The sequence below is a fragment of the Bradyrhizobium sp. SZCCHNS1050 genome, from assembly GCF_032484785.1.
Lineage (GTDB): Bacteria > Pseudomonadota > Alphaproteobacteria > Rhizobiales > Xanthobacteraceae > Bradyrhizobium.
The window spans coordinates 715031-737406 of the sequence record NZ_JAUETR010000001.1 but is presented as its reverse complement, the minus strand read 5'-3'; the positions used below and the strand labels follow the sequence as shown (position 1 = coordinate 737406).

Sequence of the window (22376 nt, the reverse complement as noted above, 5' to 3'; positions counted from 1 at the left end):
GTGGCGATGGCGTCGGCCTTGGTGGCTCTCAGCAAGGACCAGATCACACGCCGCTCAATCAGCGGGTTCTAGGTTCGCCCAGCTAACCTTCATCGGTTTCTCCAGGGATCGATGCTCGGCCGAGCTCTTCCAGGGCCTGTCGCACCGACTCGACGAGGTCCAGCGCTACCGGCGAGGGGCTGCGCTGCGGCGGGAACACCGCGGCGAATTCGAAATCGATGCGCGGCGTGAATGGCCGCATCACCACGCCCCGGCCGTCGAATTCGCGCGCGGTGAACGGATCGCAAATCGAGACGCCCAATCCCGACGACACCATCCCGCACATGATTTCCGACAGCGTCGTCTCGACCCGCAGCACGCGCCTGACATCCTCGCGATGGAAGATCTGATCGATCAGATGCCGGCTGGTGGAGCCTGACGAGAGCGAGATGAAGGTCTCCCCCTCGAAGTCGCGCGGCACCAAGATCGTCTTCGCGCAATGCCGATGGCCTGCCGGGAGAACGGCGACGCGCGGCAGCGCCGGCAGCTTGATGCTCGGCAGCCCGGCATGGGCGATCGGCACCTCGGCAAAGCCGACGTCGCATTGCGCGTTCAGCACCCAGTCGATCACGATCGGCGAGATCACGCCGAAGAAGGCGAGGTTGAGGTTCGGCCGTTCCTGCAGGAAGTGGCCTGCGAGCCGCGGCAGATAGCCATTGGCGAGCGCGGGGAGCGCGGCAATGCGCAGCGTCCCGGTGCGCCGGCCACGGATCTCCTCAGCGGCCGCGGTGATGCGATCGAGCCCGACGAAGGAGCGCTCGACCTCCATGTAGAGCGCCGTCGCTGCCGCGGTCGGCACCAGGCCGGTGCCGCGGCGCTCGAACAGCTCCATCTTGAGCAGCGCCTGCAGGTCGCGCAGCAGCCGGCTGACCGCCGGCTGGGTCACCGCCATCAGCTTGGCGGCTTCCGTCACACTGCCGCTCAGCATCATCGCCCGGAAGGCTTCGACCTGCCGCGAGTTGATCCGCGCCATACGTCCTCACATCCATAACATTTTCGTATGAATAGGGTGCCATTATTCATTGGACGATCAAAGCCCGTGCTGCGATCTTTTTTGGCAGGGTGAGGGAAGGCTCGTTTTTTAGGCTCTTCAGCTCCGGGTTTCTGGAGTGCCGATGCCATCGGGCAAGCCGATCTCCCTGGGACGGTTATTTAATACCGTCTCGCATCCAAGATGATGGAGATCGGTCCGATGAAGCACCCTAAACTCCTGATGGCGATCAGTGTCGCCGTCCTGGCCTCTGCCTCGCAGGTCTGGGCTCAGCAGAAGACGCTCTATGTCGCCGGCTATGGCGGCTCGTTCGAGAAGACGATCCGCGAGGAGGTGATCCCGCCGTTCGAGCAGGCCAACGGCGTCAAGGTCGAATACGTCGCTGGCAACTCCACCGACACCCTCGCCAAGCTGCAGGCGCAGAAGGGCAATCAGCAGATCGACGTCGCGATCGTCGATGACGGTCCGATGTACCAGGCGATCCAGCTCGGCTTCTGCGACAAGGTCACCGGACTGCCTGGCGATCTCCTCGATGTCGCGCGCTTCAAGGACGACAAGGCGGTCGCCATCGGCCTCGTCGCCACCGGACTGATGTACAACAAGAAGGTGTTTGCCGAGAAAGGCTGGGCCGCGCCGACCTCGTGGAACGATCTCAAGGATCCGAAATACAAGCAGCTGCTCGTCATTCCGCCGATCAACAACACCTACGGCCTCAACGTGCTCCTGATGCTGGCGAAGATGAACGGCGGCAGCGAGAGCAATGTCGATGCCGGTTTCAAGATCTTCAAGAATGACATCAATCCCAACGTGCTGGCCTACGAGCCGTCGCCCGGCAAGATGACCGAGCTGTTCCAATCGGGGCAGGCGGTCATCGCGGTGTGGGGCAGCGGTCGCGTGCAGAGCTTTGCCAACACCGGCTTCCCGGTCGATTTCGTCTATCCGAAAGAAGGGGCCGTGAGCCTGCTGACGACGGCGTGTCCGATCGCCAAGCCGTCGGTCTCGCCGCTGGCCTCGAGCTTCATCAAGCTGCTGCTCGATCCGAAGATCCAGCTCACGATGCTGAAGGAATATGGCTACGGCCCGGTCGTGAAGTCCGTCGTGGTCCCCGAGGGCGTGGGCGCGATGGCGCCGATCGGCGAACGCACCGCCAAGGTCTATGCGCCCGATTGGACCGTGGTCAACGAAAAGCGCGAGGAATGGACCAAGCGCTGGAATCGCGAAGTCGAACGCTGACTGGTTGTTTGTTGCGAGCCTCTCGTTGACGACGGTGTTCTCCCTTCCCCGCAAGGGGGAAGGGAAGTGCACCGTGCGCGGGGCGCCAGTATTCCTCGCCCATCTGGATCCAAAGCATGTCCTTCCTCGAGATCGATCGCGTCGGCAAATCCTTCGGCCCCAACGCGGCCGTCGAAGAGTTCAGCCTCGGCGTCGCCAAGGGCGAGTTCATCTCGTTCCTCGGCCCCTCGGGCTGCGGCAAGACCACCACGTTGCAGATGATCGCGGGCTTCCTCGATCCCTCACACGGCGCGATCCGCCTCGAGGGCAGGGATCTCGTCGCAGTGCCACCGGCGAAGCGCGGCCTCGGCATCGTGTTCCAGAGCTACGCGCTGTTTCCTCACATGACCGCCGCCGAGAACGTCGCGTTCGGCCTGGAGATGCGCAAAGTCGCGCGCAAGGAACGCGAGGAGCGCGTGCGATCGGCGCTCGCGCTGGTCGGCCTTGCCGGCTATGAGGACCGTCATCCCCGCCGCATGTCCGGCGGCCAGCAGCAGCGCGTGGCGCTCGCGCGCGCGCTGGTGATCCGGCCGAGCCTGCTGCTGCTCGATGAGCCCCTGTCCAACCTCGATGCGCGCCTGCGCGAGGACATGCAGATCGAGCTGCGCCAGATCCAGCGCGATCTCGGCACCACGACCATCCTCGTCACCCATGACCAGATCGAGGCGATGTCGCTGTCCGACCGCATCGTCGTGATGAGCAAGGGCAGGATCGAGCAGATCGGCACGCCGCAGCAGGTCTACGAGCAGCCGGCTTCCGCCTTCGTCGCGCAGTTTCTCGGCAAGACCAACGAGTTTGCCGCGACGGTCGATTGCGCCTCCGGGCAGGCCAGACTGGTCGCGGGATCGTGGAGTGCACCGGCACCGGCCGGCGTGGCCGGCTCCGTCGCCGTCAGCGTCCGGCCCGAGCGCATCAACTTCGGCGACGCCGGGCTTGCAGGGCGCATCACGAGCCGCATCTTCCAGGGCAATCACTGGCTGTTCCAATGCGACACCGAATGCGGGCCCGCCATCGTAATCCGGCAGAATGACGGCCAGCCGCAGCCGGAGCAGGGCGCAGCGGTGCATCTCGTCTGGCAGGTCTCGGACATGAGCCTGCGCGCTGCGAAGGCTGCAGCATGAGCGCGACCATCGCGTCCAACTCGTCGGAGACGCGCGCCGGCCTTTCGCTGGCGCTGCCGGCCTTGATGCTGTTCCTGGGCGTCGTCGTGATCCCGTTGGCGATGACCGTGATGCTGTCGTTCCACGATTGGGGCCAGTACAAGGGCATCGAGCCGGTCTTCATCCTGAAGAACTGGCGCGAGATCGTGGACGATCCCTACTACGCGGAGATGTTCTGGCGCACCTTCCGCGTCGCGGTGCTGGCGACCTTGATCACGGCGGTGTTCGGCGTACCGGAGGCCTATATCCTCAACCGCATGCAGGGGCCGTGGAAGGGTCTCTTCCTGCTGGTGATCATCGGCCCACTGCTGATCTCGGTCGTTGCGCGCACCCTCGGCTGGGCGCTCCTGTTCGGCGGTAACAACGGGCTCGCCAACAAGCTCCTGATGACATCAGGCCTGATCGAGTCACCAATCAGGTTCATGTTCACCGAGACCGGCATGGTGATCGCGCTGGCGCATGCGATGATGCCGTTCATGGTGCTCGCGGTGTGGACCGCGCTGCAGCGGCTCGATCCGCAGGTCGAGAATGCGGCGCTGTCGCTGGGGGCAAGCTCGCTGACGGTGGTCCGCCGCATCGTGCTGCCGCAGATCATGCCGGGCGTGCTGTCGGGCGCCATCATCGTATTCTCGCTGTCCGCCAGCGCGTTCGCGACGCCGGCGATCATCGGCGGCCGCAGGCTCAAGGTCGCGGCGACGCTCGCCTATGACGAATTCCTCAATACGTTGAACTGGCCGCTCGGCGCCGCGGTCGCCGTGCTGCTGCTGATCGCGCTCGTCCTGATCGTCGTCGGCTCCAACGCGCTGATCGAGCGCCGCTATCAGGAGGTGTTCCGATGAGCAGGAACGGCCCTCTGGCGCTGATTTTCCATGCCGTGTTCGTCGTCTTCATGGTGGCGCCGATCGTCGTTGTGTGCTGGGTCGCGTTCACGCCCGAAGGCTTTCTGTCGATCCCGATCACCAGCTTCTCGCTGCGCTGGTTCAGGGCGCTCGCCGCCTATCCGGAATTCGTCCACGCCTTCGGCGTGAGCCTGTGGCTCGGCGCGCTGTCCTCGTGCGTGGCGCTCTTGTTCGCGGTGCCGGCGGCGCTGGCGATCAGCCGCTATCGCTTCCGCGGCCGTGACGCGCTGTCGGCGCTGTTCCTGTCGCCCTTGATGATCCCGCACGTCGTGCTCGGCATCGCCTTCCTGCGCTTCTTCACGTCGGTCGGCATCGGCGGCACGTTCGCGGCGCTGGTGATCGCCCATGTCGTCGTGGTGTTTCCGTTCGCGCTGCGGCTGACGCTTGCGGCCGCGACCGGCATGGACCGGTCGATCGAGATGGCCGCGGTCTCGCTCGGTGCCGACGGCTGGACCATGTTTCGCCGCGTCACCTTGCCCGCGATCCTGCCTGGCATCGTGAGCGGCTGGATGCTCGCCTTCATCCAGTCGTTCGACGATCTGACCATGACCGTGTTCCTGGCGACGCCCGGCACCGAGACCTTGCCGGTGCGCATGTTCCTCTACATCCAGGACAACATCGATCCGCTGGTGACGTCGGTGTCGGCCAGCGTCATCGCCATCACCATGACCGTCCTGATCGTGCTCGATCGCGTCTATGGCCTCGACCGCGTGCTCACTGCCAAAGGCGGCGACGCAGGACGATAGGAGATACTACGATGAGAGACTATGACGTCGCCGTCGTCGGCGGCGGCCTGCTCGGCTCTGCGATTGCCTGGGGGCTCGGCCGGCTCGGCCAGCGCGTCGCCGTGCTCGACGAGGGCGACATCGCCAAGCGTGCCTCGCGCGCCAACTTCGCGCTGGTGTGGGTGCAGAGCAAGGGCCTGGGCATGCCGGCCTACACCGGCTGGACGGTGCGCGGCTCCAAGGCGTGGCCGAAGCTCGCCGAGGAGCTGAAGGCGCAGACCGGTCTCGACGTGGTGCTGCAGCAGAACGGCGGCTTTCATCTCACCCTCGGCGAGGCCGAGTACGAGCAGCGCACCCAGCTCGTCGCGCGCATGCACAACCAGGTCGGCGCCGCCGACTATCAGATGGAGATGCTGCCGGCGTCCGAGGTGAAGAAGATGCTGCCGCTGATCGGCCCGGAGGTCTCGGGCGGCAGCTTCTGCCCCTATGATGGTCACGTGAATTCGCTGCGCACCTTCCGCGCCCTGCACGCCGGCATGAAGCAGTTCGGCGTCGACTATCTGCCGGAGCGCGCGGTCGGTGCGATCGCGCTGGACGGCAATGAGTTCAGGCTGACGACGGGGCAAGGCGAGATCCGTGCGGCCAAGGTCGTGCTCGCGGCGGGAAATGCCAACCAGACCCTGGCGCCGATGGTCGGGCTGTCCGCGCCGATGGGGCCGACGCGCGGCCAGATCGTCGTGACCGAGCGCACGATGCCGTTCCTGCCGCATCCGTTGACCACGATCCGCCAGACAGACGAGGGTACGGTGATGATCGGCGACAGCAAGGAGGACGAGCTCGACGACCGCGTGCAGAACTTTTCCGTCAACGCGGTCATGGCCGATCGCGCCCAGCGCACCTTCCCGCATCTGGCGCGGCTCAACGTCGTCAGAAGCTGGACCGGCATCCGCGTGATGCCGAAGGACGGCTTTCCGATCTACGAGCAGTCGGAGAGCCACCCGGGCGCCTTCGTCGCCTGCTGCCATTCCGGCGTGACGCTCGCGGCGAACCACGCTTTCGACATCGCGCGCATGGTCAAGGACGGCGCGCTCGAGCCGGAGCTGGTCGGTGCATTCACAGCCAGCCGCTTCGACAGCGAAGCGAGGGCGGGCGGCAGTGGCTACTACTGAGGGATGACGGCGCAAGGCGCCATGGAGACGATGATGTTCAAACGAACTGAGGGTGATGCGAGGGGATCGGTGACGATCCATGTCGGGGGGCAGCCGGTTGCCGCGCGCGAGGGTGACTCCGTGTCGGCGGCGCTGCTCGCCTCCGGCCTCGACGTCCGGCGCGCCACCGCGGTCAGCGGCGCAAGGCGCCTGCCTTATTGCATGATGGGCGTGTGCTTCGACTGCCTCGTCACCATCGATGGAGTCGGTAACCGGCAAGGCTGTCTCGTGCCTGTCGCCGAGGGCATGCAGATCGAAGTCCAGAAGGGCAAGCGGGAGATCGGCAAATGAGCGCCGCGCCGAAGCATGATGAATATGACGTCGTGGTGATCGGCGCCGGTCCTGCGGGCCTCGCTGCTGCAGAGATGACGGCTGGCGCCGCTCTGTCGACGCTGCTGCTCGACGAGAACGCCGGCCCCGGCGGCCAGGTCTGGCGTGCGATCGATGCGACGCCTCTGAAGAGCGAAGCGCTGCTCGGCGCGGACTATTGGTCCGGCAAGCAGCTCGTGAAAGCCGCGCGCGACAGCGGTGCGGAGATCATTCATCGCGCCACGGTGTGGAGCCTCGACCGCAATCTCGAGATCGGCGTCTCGGTGGCCGGCGGCTCGGCCTTCATCAAGGCCAAGCGGGTTATCATCGCGACCGGAGCGCAGGAGCGTCCGTTCCCGATTCCTGGCTGGACCCTGCCCGGCGTGATGACCGCGGGCGCGGCGCAGACGATGTTGAAATCCTCCGGCCTCGTGCCTGACTGCCCGACGATTTTGGCCGGGCAGGGGCCGCTGCTGTGGCTGCTCGCGGCGCAGATCCTGCGCCTCGGCGGCCGCATCGATCGCATTCTCGACACCACCCCGCGCGCCAACTACATCGCGGCGCTGCCTCATGCCCTCGCGTTCCTGACCTCGCCCTATTTCGGCAAGGGGCTCGCGATGATGCGCGAGGTGCGCGCGAAGGTGCGCGTCACCAGCGGCGTGACCGAACTCGTGGCAGAGGGCGAGGGCAAGCTCTCGGCGGTCAGCTACGCCACCGCGGGCGGCAAGCGCGAGACGCTGGCGGCCGAGTTGCTGCTGCTGCATCAGGGCGTGGTCCCCAATGTGAATCTCGCGATGGCCGCCGGCGTCGAGCATCGCTGGAACGAGCTGCAGCTGTGCTGGACTCCGGTGCTGGATGCCCTTGGTAACAGCTCCATTCCCGGCATCGCCATTGCCGGCGATGGCGCCGGCATTGGCGGCGCGCAGGCGGCCGTGGTGCGCGGCCGGCGGGCGGCCGGGGATGCGATCAAGGCGCTTCGCCCGCACGCAAAGGTCATCGATAGGTCTGCGGAGCTGGCCCGCGCCGAGCGCGGCAGGACCTTCCTCGACGTTCTGTTCCAGCCGGCAAAGCAGTTCCGTATCCCGCAAGGCGACACCATCGTATGCCGCTGCGAGGAGATCACCGCCAAGGACGTGCTCGACTCCGTCGCGATCGGCGCCACCGGGCCGAACCAGCTCAAGGCCTATCGCCGCACCGGCATGGGGCCGTGCCAGGGGCGGCTGTGTGGCCTCACCGTCACCGAGCTGATGGCCGAGGCGCGCGGCAAGACCCCGCAGGAGATCGGCTACTACCGGCTGCGCGCGCCGGTGAAGCCGATCATGCTGTCGGAGCTCGCAGGCCTGCCGAAGACTGAAGAGGCCACCAAGGCCGTGGTGCGCGGATGACGGTGAAGACGGATGCCATCATCGTGGGTGGCGGCATCCACGGCTGCTCGACCGCGCTGCATCTATGCCTGGCCGGGTTGAAGCCGGTGCTGATCGAGAAGGACTATGCCGGCCGTCACGCCTCCGGTGTCAATGCCGGCGGCGTGCGCCAACTCATGCGCGACGTCGCGGAGATTCCGCTGTCGATCCGCTCGATGGGCATCTGGGAGAACATCAGCGACCTGGTCGATGATGATTGCGGCTTCGAAAGCTTCGGCCAGGTGCTGGTCGCCGAGAACGACGCGGAGCTCGACGCCTGTCGCGCCCGCGTCGCCGATCTCAACGCGCGCGGCTTCAGCCACGAGGAGCTGATCGACGGCACGGAATTGCGTCGCCTCGTGCCGGCGGTAGCGGAGAGCTGTCCGGGCGGCGTGGTGTCGCGGCGCGACGGCGCGGCGCAGCCCGCGCGCACCACGACGGCGTTCCGCCGCAAGGCGGAGCAGCTCGGCGCGCTCATTCGCGAGGGCGTGGCGGCGACGAACATCCGCAAGGACGGCAAGCTTTGGCATGTCGACGTCGGCTCCGAGAGCTTTGCCGCTCCGGTGCTGGTCAATGCCGCCGGCGCCTGGGCCGGCCGCATTGCGGAACAGTGCGGCGAGCCGGTGCCGGTCGAGACCATCGCGCCGATGCTGATGATCACGTCGCCCGTCGCGCACTTCATCGATCCCGTCGTCATCCTGCGCGGCCGCAAGCTGTCGTTCAAGCAGTTCCCCAACGGCACGGTGCTGATCGGCGGGGGCCATCTTGCAACGCCCGACCAGGACCGCAACGAGACCGTGCTCGACTGGCGCAAGCTGTCGGAGAGCGCGCGCACCGTCGCGGAGCTGTTCGCGGTGATGCGCCGCGCGACCATCGTGCGCGCCTGGGCCGGCATCGAGGCGCGCATGCGCGACGACATTCCGGTGTTCGGGCCGAGCGCCGTTCACGACGGGCTGTATCACCAGTTCGGCTTCTCGGCGCACGGCTTCCAGCTCGGCCCCGGCGCCGGCGCGGTGATGGCCGAGCTCATCGCGCACGGCGGCACCCAGACGCGCATCGGCGATCTCAGCATCGCGCGCTTTCAGAACTCCATCCCTTCACCATCCACATGAGGACATGATGACCATCACCCGCAAGATCCGCTCCGCCATCCACCACCGCATCGTCGAGGCCAACGGCTTCGTCTTCATCGGCGGCACCATCGCCGACGATACCTCGGTGTCGATGGGCGAGCAGACCCGCAACATCCTCGGCAAGATCGACGGCTTCCTGAAGCAAGCTGGCACCGACAGGTCGCGCGTCGTCTCCGGCCAGATCTTCGTCACCGACCTGTCGAAGAAGAAGGAGATGGATGCGGCTTGGACTGCGTTCTTCGGCGACGACCTGCCGGTTCGCGCCACGGTCGGCGTCTCCGATCTCGGCGGCGGCGCGCTGATCGAGATCGTGGTCACGGCCGTCAAGGGTTGAGCATCGCGCCGCATCGAGCGGTCAATCGATCACGCGCGGGGCTCGCTCCGCGCGTGATTTGCTTTTCGGTCCAATTCGATCGAACATGAGCCTGTCCGTCCACCGCACGCGCCGAAAGCCGACATCATGAATGAAGAGCGTAGCCTGCCGCGTCCATCTGCTGGCCTGAAGGCAGTGTTCGCTCACATCGAGAATCAAAAGCAGGATTTCCTGGCCCGCGTGATGGACTATGTCCGGCATCCCTCGATCAGCGCTCACAACATCGGCATCACCGAGGTCGCCGCACTGCTGGTCGCCATGCTGCGGGAGATCGGCCTCGACGCCGAGACGATCGCGACCGCCGGGCATCCGATGGTGCTCGGACGCTGGCAGAAGAAGCCGGGCGCACCTACCGTGCTGCTCTACGGGCACTACGACGTGCAGCCGCCGGATCCGTTGGAGCTGTGGCTGAGCCCGCCGTTCGAGCCGACCATCCGCGATGGGCGCATCTATGCCCGCGGCATTGGCGACAACAAGGGGCAGCATTTCGCGCAGCTCATGGCGATCGAATCCCATCTCCGAGTGCATGGCGAGCTGCCCTGCAATGTGATCTTTCTGCTCGAAGGCGAGGAGGAGATCGGCAGCCCGCGCATCGCCGATTTCGTCGCTGAGCATCGCGACGGGCTGAAGGCCGATTTCGTCGTCACCGCGGACGGGCCGATGCACCCCTCGGGGCGGCCGACCATGACCTATGGCGTGCGCGGCATGTGCTCGTTCGAGCTGCGCGCGAAGCACGCCAGCCGCGACGTGCATTCTGGCAACCTCGGCGGCATCGTGCCGAATCCGATCTGGACGTTGGTCCACCTGCTCGGGACGATGAAGAATGCCGCGGGCGAGATCACTATCGACGGTCTGCATGACGCAGTCGTGCCGCCGAGCGAGCTGGACATTGCTGCCGTGAAGCGCCTGCCGCTGGACCTCGATGCCGCCAAGGCGAGCCTCGGTCTCAGCCATCTCGATGCGCCGCCCGATCGCGGCTACTACGAACGTCTGATGTTCCATCCGACGCTGACCATCAACGGCTTGCACGGCGGTTATGGCGGACCGGGCAGCAAGACCGTGCTGCCCTGCGAGGCCTTCGCCAAATGCGACATCCGCCTGGTCGAGGCGATGACGCCGGACGACGTGTTGGCGAAGGTGGAGGCGCATGTGAAGCGCCATGCGCCGGAGGTGGAGTTCATCCGGCGCGGCGGCATGCTGCCGTCGCGCGTGCCGCTCGATTCGCCCTTTGGCGCGATCGTGCGCGATGCCATCGCGCTCGCGCAGGGCCTCACGCCGCTCGAATTCCCGTGCACCGGCGGCAGTCTGCCGGACTACGTCTTCACCAAGCTCCTCGGCATTCCCGCCTTCGTCGTTCCCTATGCGAATGCCGACGAGGCCAATCACGCGCCCAACGAGAACATGACGATCGACTGCTTCTACAATGGCATCCGCACCGGTGCGGCACTGCTCGACCGCGTCGGCGCGCGCGTGCGCTGATGCCGGCGGAACGGCCATCACGATTCCGCGTGCAGTGCGGGAGGCGTCATCGAGCAGCCACGAACGGATGGCAAGCACACGGTCGTCCGCCGCCTTGCGGGTGAATCGGCCGCACGCGGCGAGATCGCGCATGGATTAACGCAGTTGATATCGCCTAGTCTCGGAAGGGATTAGTAATCGCCGCTTCAGGGCTCGGAGCTGCCACATGCACGACCCCGTTGACCAGCCGAGTGATTCGGCAAGTTCCGCTTTCCCTTGCGCGCGCGATCAGCGCAGCGCTCCGGAACACCCCGCCGCGGTTCCTGTGATCCAGCTCGACCACGCGCCAGCAATCGAGCCTGCGCCCAATGTCGATGAGGCTGCACAAAGCCCTGGCGCTCTCGGTCGGAAACGAACCGATGACGCGCATCTTGTCACACCAACCATGTGGCGCTGAGAAGGTCCCGCTCTTGGCGGCGATCGAACATGCGATGTTCGGCGACGAGTTCCTGAAGAACACCTTCGCCAACAACATTCGAGACTTTTGAGATCGCCACCTACAAGTCGCGGCTCGCATTGTGCCGTGCCGCCGGTGTCGAGGAGGGTTCGCGCGCCCCGCGAGCAGTCGTTGCAGGAGGAGGACCGATGGCAGGGTGGGTCGACTCCAATGCCGAGAAGGTCACGGAATTTGTTGGGTATGAGGAGCGTCAGGCGGCGTAACCTGGCGGTATCTCGGTCGGGATATGGAACCCGTCAGCGCGATGACAACCTCCGGTATCATCCGGATACCCACGACTCTCCTGATCTAGTAAGTAAAAACTAGCCCTTCTTGGGGCGTTTCCTCCCTGGACTTGGGCCGCCTGCACTTCGTGTGTCGGCGGCCTCTTTCTTTCAGGGGGGTGGGGTGGTGCTCTGGCCCCCGCAATCGGCCCCATGGGCGTTCGGTCCAGTCGCGCTCCTCCAAGCCGGTGATATCTCCGCGACAGTGTGAGATCGAGATCGCCCCACGCCGCGTCGCCGACCGGGCGCGTGCGACCGGAGCCTCAGCGCCGCGCGTGCTGCCAGCGCAGCAGCCGGCTCTCGGCCGCGCCCATCGCGAGCGCGGTCGTGTAGCCGATGATTCCGAGCAGCATCACGCCGGCAAACAGATCCGCCGAGCGGAACGAGCGCGCCGACAGCAGCACCCATTGGCCGAGGCCGTCGAGACCGGCGAGCATCTCGCAGACGACGGCGAGGATCAGCGCGACCGTGAGGCTCAGCCGCATGCCGGCGAGGATGTCGGGTGCCGCCGATGGCAGCGCGATCTTGAAGATCACGGCGAGCCGCGACATGTGCAGCACCCGCGCGACTTCGTAGAGTCGTGGTTCGACCGCGGCGAAGCCGTGGATCGTCCCGAGCAGCAGCGGCCACAGCGAGCCGAACGCGATCACGAACAGCGCCATGCCCTGGCTCAGTCCAAGAACGGCGATGGCGACAGGAATGATCGCTGAGACCGGCAGCGGCCGCAGCAGCTCCAGGGTCGGTGCGACGTAGATGCGCATCGCCTTCGAGGAGCCGATCATGGCGCCGAGCGCGATGCCGGCGGCGGAGGCGAGCAGCCAGCCATAGGCCATATGCGTGAGGGTGCCCGTGAGCTTGGTCAGGAGATCGCCGCTCGTGAAGCCGCGCAGCAGCGCCGCCCAGGCGCGGTCGGGGCTGGGAAGAAACACCGGTGATATCAGCCGCTGATCGGCGGCGCACTGCCACAGCACGATGATGCCGGCGGCGACGGCGAAGCTGGCGAGGCGCCAGGCGGCGACCGACCACTTCATGCGGGGTCTCCCATCGCGGCCGCGCGCTCGAACAAGCTTTGTTGTGCAGCCATCAGCGCGGTATTGAGCGCAAACCCGGTCACGCCGATCCATACCAGATAGGCCAGCATCAGATCGGGCCGCAACGCCTGCTGCGCGGTCATGATGGCGGCGCCGAGGCCGAGCGGGTTGATCGCGATCTCCACCGTGACCGCGACGATCAGCGCGATGCCGGCGGCGAGCCGGAACGCCAGAAAGATGCGGGGCAGGGCGGCGGGGATGACGATCTTCCTGATGCGATCGCGCTGCGTCAGCCGCAGCACGCGCGCCACCTCGATCAGCCGCGGCTCGATGCCGCCCACCGCGGCACGCGTCACGATCAGCACCGGCCAGACGCAGGCAAAGGCGACGATCGCGATCTCCATGCGATAGCCGAAGCCGAGCGCGATCAGCGCGATCGGCAGCAGCGCCACTGAAGGAATGGGCCTGATCGCCTCGATCGTGACCTCCATCAGCCGGTTGAAGATAGGCGACAGGCCGAGCGCGATGCCCAGCACGAGGCCGATGGTGCCGCCGAGCGCGAGGCCGGCGAACACCGAGGCGAGCGTGTCGCGCGTCGCCGCCAGCAGCGAGCCGTCGGTCAGCGCGCCCAGCAAGGCGAGCGCGATCGCGCTCGGCGGCGCCAGCGAGTCGCTCTGCACGCCGGCGAGCCGCATCCAGGCTTCGAACACGAGCAGTGCCGCGAACGGCAGCAGCGCGGGCTTGATGCGATCCGGCATCGTCATTCGCTCGCCTTGATGAAGTCGAACAACTCGCGCCGCAGCCGCAGGAACTCCGGATGCTCGCGCGTCGCCAACTGGTCGCGCGGCCGCGGCAGGCCGATCTTCAATTCCAGGCCGACGCGGCCGGGATGCGGCAGCAGGCCGACCACGCGGTCGCCGAGATAGATCGCCTCCTCGAGATCATGCGTGACGAACACGACGGTGGCGCCGGTCGCCGCCACCAGCGCCAGCATCTCGTCCTGCAGTCCCTGGCGCGTCATCGCGTCCAGCGCGCCGAACGGCTCATCCATCAGCAGCACCTTCGGATCCTGCGCGAGGCAGCGCGCGATCTGCAGCCGCTGCTGCATGCCGCCCGACATCTCGGTCGGATATTTGGCCGCATGGCCGGCGAGCCCGACCTTGGCGAGCAACTCGGCGATGCGCGCCTCGCGCTGTGCGGAGGGCATTCCGATCGTCTCCAAGGCCAGCGAGATGTTGCCGGCGGCGGTGCGCCACGGCAGCAGCGCCTTGCCATAGTCCTGGAACACGACGGCGATCTCGCGCCGCGGCGCGCGCATCGCCTCGCCCTCGAAGCGCACGCTGCCGCCGGTCGGCTGGTACAGCCCGGCCGCCAGCCGCAGCGCCGTGGTCTTGCCGCAGCCGGAGGCGCCGACCACGCACAGGATCTCGCCAGATGCGACCTCCAGGCTGATCGTGTCGATGATCGTCTTGCCGCCGAGCACCAGCGCGACATCGTCGAAGGCGATCTGCGCGCGCGCAGGCGAGGGAGATGATTGCACCAATGCGAGGGCAGGCTCTGCCATCTCAGGCTCCCTTCGGATGCGGATAGACGATATCGACGGTCGAGCACAGATGTGCCTCAAGCCGCGCTTGGGCCGCGGCGGCATTGCGCGCGAGCACGAGGTCGGCGAGCGTCTCGTGCTCCTTGATGAATCCGCTGCCATCCTCGAAGCTGCGCATCATCACGCGGCGGTAGCGATAGGCCTGGTCGTAGAGATCCGAATGAGCGGCAAGCAGGCGCCGTGATCCGCAGGCCGCCAGCAGCGCGGTGTGAAACGCCTTGTGCAAGCGATCGAACTCCGGCGCGCCTTCGCGGAACTCGCTCTGCATGCGCTGGATGTAGCGGCGCATCTGATGGAGCGCGGCGATGATGCCGGCCTCCCATTGGTCGTCGCCGCTCTGCATCGCCAGCCGCAGCGCCTCTTTCTCTACGACAGTGCGCATGCGCGTGATGTCGACGAGATCGTCGCGGCTGACCTCGGCGACGCGAAAACCGCGCTGGCCGATGCCGACGATCAGGCCGCGCGACACCAGCCGCGACAGCCCCTCGCGCAGCGGCGTCGGCCCGATCTCGTAGCGCTTGGCAAGCTCGACGATCCCCAGACGCGAGCCGGGGGCCAGAATGCCGGCGACGATGTCGCGCTCGATCAGGGCGGCGGCGCGCTCGCTGAGCGTGTCGCCGCTCGTCGGCTCAGTCTGCAGGATCGGGTTCGTTGCCGTCATCAGTTGAGGATCAATGTCTTGAGATCGAGCTTGCTCTGCAACATCTTCTGCGCCGACATCACGTCGATCCACCACGCCAGCTGCTCGGGCTTCAGCACCGGCTCGGCGTAGTTCGGCGCCGTCAGCTTGACCAACTCCAGCGGCTGCTTGGTGAATTTGGCGATGGCGGCCGAGGCCTTCTCACGATCATTGTTCACGATTGGGGCGGCCTCCGCGATGGCGGCGCGGAATTTCTTCACCGTCTCCGGGTTCTTCTCGGCCCATTCGCGCGAGGCCGCATAGAAGATGATCGGCTCGGTGCGGGCGAGTTCGGCGGCGTAGCGCGCGCCGACCGTGCCGAGGCTGGCATTGGTCATGCGCGTCACGAACGGTTCGGCCGTCAGCACCGCATCGACGCCGCCCGACTTGATGGTGTCGGCCATAGTCGGAAACGTCACCTCGACGAAGTTGACGCTTCGTGGATCGACGCCCTTCTCGACCAGCCATTTCACGAACAGCACGTGCAGGAAGGCGCCGATGCCGGGGGCGCCGACCTTCTTGCCCTTGAAGTCCTGCGGCCCAGTGATGGTGATGCCGTTGCGCACGAAGGCGGCGACCGCATCGTTCGAGGTCTTGTTCATGATCGAGGCGCCGGAGACCGCGACGAGGTCGAGCCCACCGTCGGCGGCCTGGAGGAACACGGTCGATGTCGGCCCGCCGATCTGGATCGAGTTGGAGAGGATGGCGGCGGGGATGTTCGAGTTGATCCCGATCAGCACCATCTCTGCGTCGAGCCCGTGCTTCTTGAAGAGACCCTCATCGACCGCGACCATCGCCGAGGCGCAGTCCGAGGTGGCGGTGCAGCCGATCTGGATCTTCTCCGCGCGTGTCGCAGATGTGAGCACAAGCGTGGCCAGCACCGATCCGAGCGCAGCACTGATGATCCGATGACGCATCCTTGACTCCTCCCCGGGCGCCCGTCTCTCGGACGCCTCTTGTTTATCGATATTTTATATGTTTGTATATTTTTAGACAGAACACAAGGGGAGGCCAGCGTGAAACTTGCGACATTTCGGGCGGAAGGCGGGGAGCGGATCGGCGTCGTCCATGGCGGCGATTCCAAGCTTTTCGACCTCACCGCGGCCGCCGATCGTGCTGGCAAGAGCAATCCGGCGTTCGGCTCGATGCTGTCGTTGATCGATGCCGGCGAAGCCGCGCTCGACGCAGCACGCGCGCTGGTCGAGCGCCATGGCAGCGACGAAAGCCTCTCGCGCGACGTCGGCGGCACCGAGCTGCTGGCCCCGGTGCCGGAGCCGCGGCAGATGCGCGACGGCATGTCGTTTCCGCTGCACATCCTGCAGGCGCCGCGCGGCCAGCGAAAGCTCGCGGCGCGGCAGCGCGGCGACGCGCAGGAGCTCGCGCGCATCGATGCCGAGCCGCTCGGCGAATTGCCCGAGGTCTATCGCAAGGTCCCGATCTTCTACATCACCAACCGCTTCAGCGTGCGTGGCCCGAACACGACGGTGAAATGGCCGCGCTACAGCAAGGTGATGGACTATGAGCTGGAGTTCGGCATCATCACCAGGGGCAAAGGCAAGGATATTCCGGCCGCGAAGGCGCGCGATCACATCTTCGGCTTCACGATCTTCAACGACTTCTCCGCGCGCGACACGCAGCGCATCGAGATGGACGGCCGGCTCGGCCCCTCCAAAGGCAAGAGCTTTGACGGCGGCAACGTGATGGGGCCGTGGATCGTGACCCCCGACGAGATCGGCGATCCCTATCGCCTGAAGATGGAGGCGCGGGTCAACGGCGAGGTCCGCTCGCGTGGCGTCAGCGAGGGCATGCTATTTTCGTTCGAGGAGCTGATCGCCTATATCAGCAAGGACGAGACCCTGATGCCCGGCGAGTTCATCGGCTCGGGCACCGTCGGCAACGGCTGCGGTCTCGAGCTCGGCTGGTATCTCGAACATGGCGACGTGATCGAGCTCGAGGTCGAGAAGATCGGCATCCTGAAGAACAAGGTCGAGCGGCAGGACGTCTGATCCTGCTGCCGACGACAACAACCAATAACGACAAAGCGAGAGGACCGCCCATGGCCCGCAGACTGATCGACATCTCCGTGCCCTTGCAGAACGACGTGCCCGCCGATCCGCCCGGCAATCATCCGACCATCACCTATATCGACCATCAGCAGGGCCTGCCGCGCATGCTGCAGTTCTTCGACGGGCTGAAAGCCGAGGATCTGCCGGACGGGCAGGGCTGGGCGGTCGAGCAGGTGAATCTTTCGACCCACAACGGCACGCATCTCGATGCGCCCTGGCATTTTCATCCGACGATGAATCGCGGCGAGCGCGCCTGGACCATCGACGAGGTGCCGCTGGAGTGGTGTTTGCAGCCGGGCGTGAAGCTCGACTTCCGTCGTTTCCCGGACGGCTATGTGGTGACCGCGAGGGATGTCGAGGATGAGCTCAAGCGCATCGGCCACACGCTGTCGCCGCTCGAGATCGTCGTGGTCAATACCTCGGCCGGCGCGCGCTTCGGCCAGGCCAACTACGTCAATTCGGGCTGCGGCATGGGCTATGAGGCGACGATGTATCTGCTCGAGCGCGGCGTGCGCCTGACCGGCACCGACGGCTGGAGCTGGGACGCGCCGTTCGTGTTCACCGCGCAGAGATACGCCGAGACCCACGATGCCGCGCTGATCTGGGAAGGCCACAAGGCCGGACGCCACATCGGCTATTGCCATCTTGAGAAGCTGCACAATCTGGAGCAACTGCCGTCGACGGGGTTCATGGTGTCGTGTTTCCCGGTCAAGATCGAGCGCGCCTCGGCCGGATGGACGCGGGCGGTGGCGATCATCGAGGGGTGAGGCGGCTAATCTCCGATTGAAGTCACGACATGGGTTCTGGCGCGTTTGATCTTCGCGTCATTCCGGGGCGGCGCGCGCCAGCGCGACGAGCCCGGAATCCATCGAGCCGCGCGACGTGCTGAAGGATGGATTCCGGGTTCGCGCTGCGCGCGCCCCGGAATGACCGAGGAGAGGGCTCGGCAAAGCCAGAGAGGGAGCTCGTTGCGCGTCGTGGTGACAGTTGCGAGCCGACCTTAACTACAAAATCAGGCCGCTCTCTCTCATCTCGCTTTAGCAACTACACGCCAGCATGACCTCGTTCCGCCGCAGCATCGGCAGGGTCCAGGGCGGATTGTAGAACGCGAGCAGCGGCGATCCGGTGACGGTCAGCCCCTTGCGCTGCGCGTAGTCGCGCAGTTGGCGAGTCTTGTCAGCGATGATGCCGTCGGAGGTGGAGCCCGAAAAGGTGATCGCGACCATGCGCTGCGCAGACTGGGCCGTCAGCTTGATCCGGGCATCGGCCGGCGGCGGCAGAGTGTCGAGCGACCAGTTCGAGGGCATCACGAAGCTGATGCTCCAGCGGTCGCTGGCGACGCCATCGGCGGGCGCGATGGTGGCGCTGGCCTGCTGCTGCACCGGTGCCGTCATCGCGATCTTGGCTTTCGCACGGTTGGCGCCGAAAATGTAGCCGGCGATGATGCGAAAGCCTTCCTCGATCGCCGGCTTGCGCGCGCCCTGCACCTCGGCCTGCGCGATGATCATCGGTGCATAGGCGCGGATTTCGAAGTCGCCATCGCGCGAAACGACGTCGTATCTGGGATGTTCGACCCGGCTCATGAGCGGCCCTGCGGCAATGGCGGCGCCGGCGAGGACAAGCACGGTGGCGCCTGCGAGCCAGATCAGCATGCGGCGTCTCCTCGGTGGTGTCGGCTCGGTCATCGCGGTTGCGCCGTCAGGTTTGAATAACGAGGAAACGCGAGCGAAGGTCCGGCAGATCACGTGCCGGCTGCCCGCCTGCGGTCGTCCTTCGACGCCCGACTGTAGCGTCGCCCGGATGAGCGCAGCGATATCCGGGATCGCACGAGGCGTAGGGGACCCGCGGATGTCGCTGCGCTCATCCGGGCTACGCGCGTGCCGATGGCGGTGCATGCCCGTCGGGCGACTCGGGCTCGGGCGCGACAAGATGCGCCGCCCCGCAACCCCTCTCATGATCCAGATCGTGCCTGCGCCGAAAACGAAAATTCCGCAGCGCGCTCAGCGCGATCGCCTCTGTCCAGATCTCGGCGTAAAAATTTCCAACTTTCGTTTTATCGGAAGATGTGCTCTCCTCCCTCCATCCCGCCTCATGCAGAGGGGCGTACGCGTCGTCACGATACGTTGAGGCGGGGAGCGGTGGCCGCGGGTCTGTCAGGCGCTTTTGCGCAAGACGACTGTCAGCTCGCGGACGTTCAAGCCGTGTGGTCCTGGCGCCCCGATGCTGGCGCCAAGCCTGATGCCGACCTGACGGGTTGCGCAGGTGACGGGGGCAAACAAGCCGGTCCCCGGGGAGAGCTCGGAGCAGACGTTCACCCATCGCGCAGGGAAGGCCGGGTCTGTCCGGCTGAACCTGTGGTTCCTGCCGCCTGCATTTTTCCGCAGGCGGGCCACGGGCCTCAGTCGAGGTCCGGCCTTCCCTGCGCCCTCGCGTTTCCGGCGAGGGTCTCGAGCATCGCTTCGGGCGCGTGTTGCGCTGCGAGGGCGACGGCGCGTGCGCGCATGGTGGCGCTGGCATACTGGATATGCTTATCAGTTGAGCGGGGCGCCGATGCTGGCGCGCCACCACCAACAAATCAGCCGGCCGCAACGGCTGATCCAGGAGGAACCCCATGGCAGACACCTCACGCCGCGATCTCCTCGTCGCCGGCAGCGCCGCGGCAGCGGCTGCGATCATGACGGACACCTACCCTGCCGCTGCACAGGCCGGGCCGAAGCCGATCTTCGCCGTGCCGGCGACCACCATTCCGATCGCCGGCGAGCAGGGCGTGTTCCCCGTCCGCCGCATCTACTGCATCGGGCGCAACTACGCGGCGCATGCCATCGAGCGCGGCTCCGATCCGAACCGCGAGCCGCCGTTCTTCTTCCAGAAGCCGACCGACGCGATCCAGAACGTCGCGATCGGCGAGGTCGCCGATCATCCTTATCCGTCGCTGACCAAGAACTATCATCACGAGGTCGAACTGGTCGCGGCGCTGAAATCCGGCGGCACCAACATTCCCGCCGAGTCCGCGCTCGATCATGTCTATGGCTACGCGCTCGGCCTCGACATGACCCGCCGTGACCTGCAGAACGGCATGGCCGCCGAGAAGAAGCCATGGGAGATCGGCAAGAGTTTCGATCATGCCGCCGTGCTCGGCCCGATCCATCCGGTGGCGAAGGTCGGCCACTTCACCAAGGGCGCGATCTCGCTCGCGGTCAACGGCACGGTCCGGCAGAACTCCGACCTCACCAAGATGATCTGGAGCGTCGCCGAGCAGATCGCGAAACTGTCCGAGGCGTTCGAGCTGAAGGCCGGCGACATCATCTATTCCGGCACGCCGGAGAATGTCGGCCCGGTCGTCAAGGGCGACGTGCTCTTGTGCAAGCTCGAGGGCCTGCCGGACATGTCGATCAAGATCGTTTGAGAGAGGGGCTGGACCACACGTCGTGTGCAGCACGTTGACGCTGCCGATCGGAACGGACGTCGCCGCCGCAATGCCGGTACGCGCCTTCTCCCCGCGCGCGGGGAGAGACGAGCAGCGAGCGTCGCTACGCGCGCTATCCAACAAGCGCGGCAGCCGCAGCCATCCCTCCGGATGCTGCGACTGACGCCGTGGCGCTCGCGGCGCCGCGCCTCTCATCGCCTGTCGGACGGGAACTATCGTTGTTCCCGCGCAAACAGGCGCTGCCAGCCGTTCGCAAGTTTGTGGCCCGACAAAGAGCCGCCGGGCACCGCCGCCTATCGTTGCCCTGCATCAGCCGAGCGAACGAGGGCAGCCGTGGCCATCACCATCGAGATCGATCACGCCAAGACGCGGCGCATGGCGCAGGGCCAGGGCCCAAGCAGGGGCCAGGGTCAGGCCCGCGGCCCGGCACGGTCGTTGCGCAGCGCTGGCGGCCCGGTGGTTCCGCAGGGCGTCAAGGGGCCAATCCGGCGGCTGAAATGGCTGATTCTCGTTCTGACGCTCGCCGTCTACTACATCACGCCGTTCGTGCGCTGGAACCGCGGGCCGAATGCGCCAGGCCAGGCCGTGCTGCTCGATTTCGCCCACGGAAAGCTCTATCTTGGCCCCGCCGAGATCTGGCCGCAGGATCTCTATCTCATCACCGCGGCGATGCTGCTGGCGACGTTCATCCTCGTCCTGGTCAACGCGCTGGCCGGCCGCCTGTGGTGCGGCTTCGCCTGTCCGCAGACGGTGTGGACCGACCTTTTCCTGCTGGTCGAGCGCCTCGTCGAGGGCGACCGCCGGCAGCGGCTGAAGAACGTCGGCGCGCCGCTGACGGCGCGGCGGATCGCACAGATCGCCACCAAGCACGCGCTGTGGATGGCGATCGCGCTCGGCACCGGCGGCACCTTGATCTTCTACTTCACCGATGCGCCGGAGCTGGTGCGCGATGTCCTGCATGGCGAGATGTCGGCGACAGCGCTGACCTGGACCTTGGTGTTCGCCGGCACGACCTATGGCCTCGCCGGTTTCGCGCGCGAGCAGGTCTGCACCTTCATGTGCCCGTGGCCGCGTCTTCAAGGCGCGATCTGGGATCCGGAAGCCTTCACGGTGAACTATCGCGATTATCGCGGCGAGACCCGGATGTCGGCGAAGAAGGCCGCCGAGGCGCGGTCGCAGGGGCTGCCGGCCGGCGATTGCGTCGATTGCGGCGCCTGCGTCGCCGTCTGCCCGATCGGCATCGACATCCGCCAGGGGCCGAGCTTCGCCTGCATCAATTGCGGCCTCTGCGTCGATGCCTGCGACGGCGTGATGGCCAAGCTCGACCGTCCGCGCGGCCTGATCGACTACGAGAGCTGGCGCAACATCGAGCGTGGGCGTGTCGGCGAGCCACGTGTCTCACGGCTGGTGCGGCCGAAGACGATCGGGCTCGCGCTCGCCTGCGTCGCTGTGGCCGGCGTGATCGCTGTGTCGTTCGTCACGAAGACGACCGCCGTGCTGTCGGTGCAGCATGATCGCGATCCGATGTCGGTGCGGCTGTCGGATGGCTCGGTGCGCAACGGCTACACGGTGAAGCTGCTCAACAAGTCGTCCGCCGTGCAGAGCTTCAGGCTCGGCATCAGCGGCATCGATGCGGCGCTCGCCATCGTCGGCCATGCGGCGGCGGATGCGATCGAGGTCGAGCCGGACGGCTCGGAGGCGCTGCGGGTGACGCTGACCATGCCCGAGTCTGTGGATGCCGATGTCACCTTCCAGGCGGTCGATGCCAACGGCCAGGTCGTGCTGACCGCGCGCGACCGCTTCGTGAACCGGTAGAGGAG

22 protein-coding genes are annotated in these 22376 nt (G+C 66.3%); 15 read left to right on the top strand and 7 right to left on the bottom strand.

Annotation, left to right across the window (positions count from 1 at the left end):
• Window positions 1-82: 82 nt before the first annotated feature.
• A complete protein-coding gene (locus tag QX094_RS03530) occupies window positions 83-1012 on the bottom strand; it encodes a LysR substrate-binding domain-containing protein (RefSeq protein ID WP_316183922.1) in 930 nt (309 codons plus the stop codon).
• 219 nt (window positions 1013-1231) lie between these two features.
• Here QX094_RS03530 and QX094_RS03525 point away from each other — a divergent pair, with 219 nt between their 5' ends.
• The 11 genes from QX094_RS03525 to QX094_RS03475 all read left to right on the top strand — a co-directional run bounded on the left by QX094_RS03525 (window position 1232) and on the right by QX094_RS03475 (window position 11518).
• Window positions 1232-2263: an ABC transporter substrate-binding protein gene (locus QX094_RS03525; RefSeq protein WP_316183920.1), complete on the top strand. Its 1032-nt coding sequence runs from the start codon at window positions 1232-1234 to the stop codon at window positions 2261-2263.
• Window positions 2264-2379: 116 nt separating this feature from the next.
• Entirely contained in the window at window positions 2380-3423 is a 1044-nt protein-coding gene (locus QX094_RS03520; RefSeq protein WP_316183919.1) for an ABC transporter ATP-binding protein, read from the top strand.
• The gene (locus QX094_RS03515; protein WP_315713263.1) at window positions 3420-4301 is read left to right on the top strand and encodes an ABC transporter permease; all 882 of its coding nucleotides are present in this window, start codon (window positions 3420-3422) and stop codon (window positions 4299-4301) included. The genes QX094_RS03520 and QX094_RS03515 overlap by 4 nt, the downstream gene beginning before the upstream one ends.
• A complete protein-coding gene (locus QX094_RS03510; RefSeq protein ID WP_316183916.1) occupies window positions 4298-5107 on the top strand; it encodes an ABC transporter permease in 810 nt (269 codons plus the stop codon). The genes QX094_RS03515 and QX094_RS03510 overlap by 4 nt, the downstream gene beginning before the upstream one ends.
• Before the next feature lie 11 nt (window positions 5108-5118).
• Window positions 5119-6255 (top strand): FAD-dependent oxidoreductase, encoded by a 1137-nt coding sequence (locus QX094_RS03505; RefSeq protein WP_316183914.1) that lies wholly within the window; start codon window positions 5119-5121, stop codon window positions 6253-6255.
• A 33-nt stretch (window positions 6256-6288) separates the two neighbouring features.
• Window positions 6289-6585, top strand: coding sequence for a (2Fe-2S)-binding protein (locus QX094_RS03500; RefSeq protein WP_315713257.1), 297 nt, complete (start codon window positions 6289-6291; stop codon window positions 6583-6585).
• A complete protein-coding gene (locus QX094_RS03495) occupies window positions 6582-7988 on the top strand; it encodes an FAD-dependent oxidoreductase (protein ID WP_316183913.1) in 1407 nt (468 codons plus the stop codon). Before QX094_RS03500 ends, QX094_RS03495 begins: the two co-directional genes overlap by 4 nt.
• Window positions 7985-9118, top strand: a complete 1134-nt coding sequence (locus QX094_RS03490) for an FAD-dependent oxidoreductase (protein WP_316174191.1) — start codon at window positions 7985-7987, stop codon at window positions 9116-9118. The genes QX094_RS03495 and QX094_RS03490 overlap by 4 nt, the downstream gene beginning before the upstream one ends.
• 7 nt (window positions 9119-9125) lie before the next feature.
• The gene (locus QX094_RS03485) at window positions 9126-9473 is read left to right on the top strand and encodes a RidA family protein (RefSeq protein WP_316174189.1); all 348 of its coding nucleotides are present in this window, start codon (window positions 9126-9128) and stop codon (window positions 9471-9473) included.
• A gap of 126 nt (window positions 9474-9599) precedes the next feature.
• Complete coding sequence (locus tag QX094_RS03480; RefSeq protein ID WP_316174187.1) at window positions 9600-10991, top strand: M20/M25/M40 family metallo-hydrolase; 1392 nt, start codon at window positions 9600-9602, stop codon at window positions 10989-10991.
• Between the two features lie 347 nt (window positions 10992-11338).
• Window positions 11339-11518 (top strand): hypothetical protein, encoded by a 180-nt coding sequence (locus tag QX094_RS03475; protein WP_316174186.1) that lies wholly within the window; start codon window positions 11339-11341, stop codon window positions 11516-11518.
• Between the two features lie 495 nt (window positions 11519-12013).
• Here the strand turns inward: QX094_RS03475 and QX094_RS03470 are convergent, their stop codons facing one another.
• The 5 genes from QX094_RS03470 to QX094_RS03450 are packed head-to-tail and all read right to left on the bottom strand — an operon-like array spanning window position 12014 to window position 15980.
• Window positions 12014-12781 carry an ABC transporter permease gene (locus QX094_RS03470; protein ID WP_315752795.1) on the bottom strand — a complete coding sequence of 256 codons (768 nt, stop codon included), beginning with the start codon at window positions 12779-12781 and terminating at the stop codon, window positions 12014-12016.
• On the bottom strand, window positions 12778-13545 hold the full coding sequence (locus QX094_RS03465; RefSeq protein WP_315752796.1) for an ABC transporter permease: 768 nt from the start codon (window positions 13543-13545) through the stop codon (window positions 12778-12780). The genes QX094_RS03470 and QX094_RS03465 overlap by 4 nt, the downstream gene beginning before the upstream one ends.
• Window positions 13542-14345 carry an ABC transporter ATP-binding protein gene (locus QX094_RS03460; protein ID WP_315752797.1) on the bottom strand — a complete coding sequence of 268 codons (804 nt, stop codon included), beginning with the start codon at window positions 14343-14345 and terminating at the stop codon, window positions 13542-13544. Before QX094_RS03460 ends, QX094_RS03465 begins: the two co-directional genes overlap by 4 nt.
• Window position 14346: 1 nt before the next feature.
• A complete protein-coding gene (locus tag QX094_RS03455) occupies window positions 14347-15045 on the bottom strand; it encodes a GntR family transcriptional regulator (protein ID WP_315752798.1) in 699 nt (232 codons plus the stop codon).
• A complete protein-coding gene (locus QX094_RS03450) occupies window positions 15045-15980 on the bottom strand; it encodes an ABC transporter substrate-binding protein (protein ID WP_315752799.1) in 936 nt (311 codons plus the stop codon). Before QX094_RS03450 ends, QX094_RS03455 begins: the two co-directional genes overlap by 1 nt.
• A 99-nt stretch (window positions 15981-16079) precedes the next feature.
• Here QX094_RS03450 and QX094_RS03445 point away from each other — a divergent pair, with 99 nt between their 5' ends.
• Together QX094_RS03445 and QX094_RS03440 are read left to right on the top strand one after the other, a co-directional pair.
• A complete protein-coding gene (locus QX094_RS03445) occupies window positions 16080-17069 on the top strand; it encodes a fumarylacetoacetate hydrolase family protein (protein ID WP_315752800.1) in 990 nt (329 codons plus the stop codon).
• A 50-nt stretch (window positions 17070-17119) separates the two neighbouring features.
• Window positions 17120-17896 (top strand): cyclase family protein, encoded by a 777-nt coding sequence (locus QX094_RS03440; RefSeq protein WP_315713232.1) that lies wholly within the window; start codon window positions 17120-17122, stop codon window positions 17894-17896.
• A gap of 270 nt (window positions 17897-18166) precedes the next feature.
• Here the strand turns inward: QX094_RS03440 and QX094_RS03435 are convergent, their stop codons facing one another.
• Window positions 18167-18781 (bottom strand): heme-binding protein, encoded by a 615-nt coding sequence (locus QX094_RS03435; RefSeq protein ID WP_315752801.1) that lies wholly within the window; start codon window positions 18779-18781, stop codon window positions 18167-18169.
• 959 nt (window positions 18782-19740) lie between these two features.
• On the opposite strand from QX094_RS03435, the gene QX094_RS03430 reads away from it, so the two are divergent.
• Complete coding sequence (locus QX094_RS03430; protein ID WP_315752802.1) at window positions 19741-20535, top strand: fumarylacetoacetate hydrolase family protein; 795 nt, start codon at window positions 19741-19743, stop codon at window positions 20533-20535.
• A gap of 354 nt (window positions 20536-20889) precedes the next feature.
• Window positions 20890-22371: a cytochrome c oxidase accessory protein CcoG gene (gene ccoG / locus QX094_RS03425; RefSeq protein WP_316174183.1), complete on the top strand. Its 1482-nt coding sequence runs from the start codon at window positions 20890-20892 to the stop codon at window positions 22369-22371.
• Window positions 22372-22376: the final 5 nt, after the last annotated feature.

What these genes read in the sequence shown, in the direction of transcription:
- QX094_RS03530 (WP_316183922.1), bottom strand. Translation starts at nt 1,012, where the DNA reads ATGGCGCGGATCAACTCGCGGCAGGTCGAAGCCTTCCGGGCGATGATG.
- QX094_RS03525 (WP_316183920.1), top strand. Translation starts at nt 1,232, where the DNA reads ATGAAGCACCCTAAACTCCTGATGGCGATCAGTGTCGCCGTCCTGGCC.
- QX094_RS03520 (WP_316183919.1), top strand. Translation starts at nt 2,380, where the DNA reads ATGTCCTTCCTCGAGATCGATCGCGTCGGCAAATCCTTCGGCCCCAAC.
- QX094_RS03515 (WP_315713263.1), top strand. Translation starts at nt 3,420, where the DNA reads ATGAGCGCGACCATCGCGTCCAACTCGTCGGAGACGCGCGCCGGCCTT.
- QX094_RS03510 (WP_316183916.1), top strand. Translation starts at nt 4,298, where the DNA reads ATGAGCAGGAACGGCCCTCTGGCGCTGATTTTCCATGCCGTGTTCGTC.
- QX094_RS03505 (WP_316183914.1), top strand. Translation starts at nt 5,119, where the DNA reads ATGAGAGACTATGACGTCGCCGTCGTCGGCGGCGGCCTGCTCGGCTCT.
- QX094_RS03500 (WP_315713257.1), top strand. Translation starts at nt 6,289, where the DNA reads ATGTTCAAACGAACTGAGGGTGATGCGAGGGGATCGGTGACGATCCAT.
- QX094_RS03495 (WP_316183913.1), top strand. Translation starts at nt 6,582, where the DNA reads ATGAGCGCCGCGCCGAAGCATGATGAATATGACGTCGTGGTGATCGGC.
- QX094_RS03490 (WP_316174191.1), top strand. Translation starts at nt 7,985, where the DNA reads ATGACGGTGAAGACGGATGCCATCATCGTGGGTGGCGGCATCCACGGC.
- QX094_RS03485 (WP_316174189.1), top strand. Translation starts at nt 9,126, where the DNA reads ATGACCATCACCCGCAAGATCCGCTCCGCCATCCACCACCGCATCGTC.
- QX094_RS03480 (WP_316174187.1), top strand. Translation starts at nt 9,600, where the DNA reads ATGAATGAAGAGCGTAGCCTGCCGCGTCCATCTGCTGGCCTGAAGGCA.
- QX094_RS03475 (WP_316174186.1), top strand. Translation starts at nt 11,339, where the DNA reads ATGTCGATGAGGCTGCACAAAGCCCTGGCGCTCTCGGTCGGAAACGAA.
- QX094_RS03470 (WP_315752795.1), bottom strand. Translation starts at nt 12,781, where the DNA reads ATGAAGTGGTCGGTCGCCGCCTGGCGCCTCGCCAGCTTCGCCGTCGCC.
- QX094_RS03465 (WP_315752796.1), bottom strand. Translation starts at nt 13,545, where the DNA reads ATGACGATGCCGGATCGCATCAAGCCCGCGCTGCTGCCGTTCGCGGCA.
- QX094_RS03460 (WP_315752797.1), bottom strand. Translation starts at nt 14,345, where the DNA reads ATGGCAGAGCCTGCCCTCGCATTGGTGCAATCATCTCCCTCGCCTGCG.
- QX094_RS03455 (WP_315752798.1), bottom strand. Translation starts at nt 15,045, where the DNA reads ATGACGGCAACGAACCCGATCCTGCAGACTGAGCCGACGAGCGGCGAC.
- QX094_RS03450 (WP_315752799.1), bottom strand. Translation starts at nt 15,980, where the DNA reads ATGCGTCATCGGATCATCAGTGCTGCGCTCGGATCGGTGCTGGCCACG.
- QX094_RS03440 (WP_315713232.1), top strand. Translation starts at nt 17,120, where the DNA reads ATGGCCCGCAGACTGATCGACATCTCCGTGCCCTTGCAGAACGACGTG.
- QX094_RS03435 (WP_315752801.1), bottom strand. Translation starts at nt 18,781, where the DNA reads ATGCTGATCTGGCTCGCAGGCGCCACCGTGCTTGTCCTCGCCGGCGCC.
- QX094_RS03430 (WP_315752802.1), top strand. Translation starts at nt 19,741, where the DNA reads ATGGCAGACACCTCACGCCGCGATCTCCTCGTCGCCGGCAGCGCCGCG.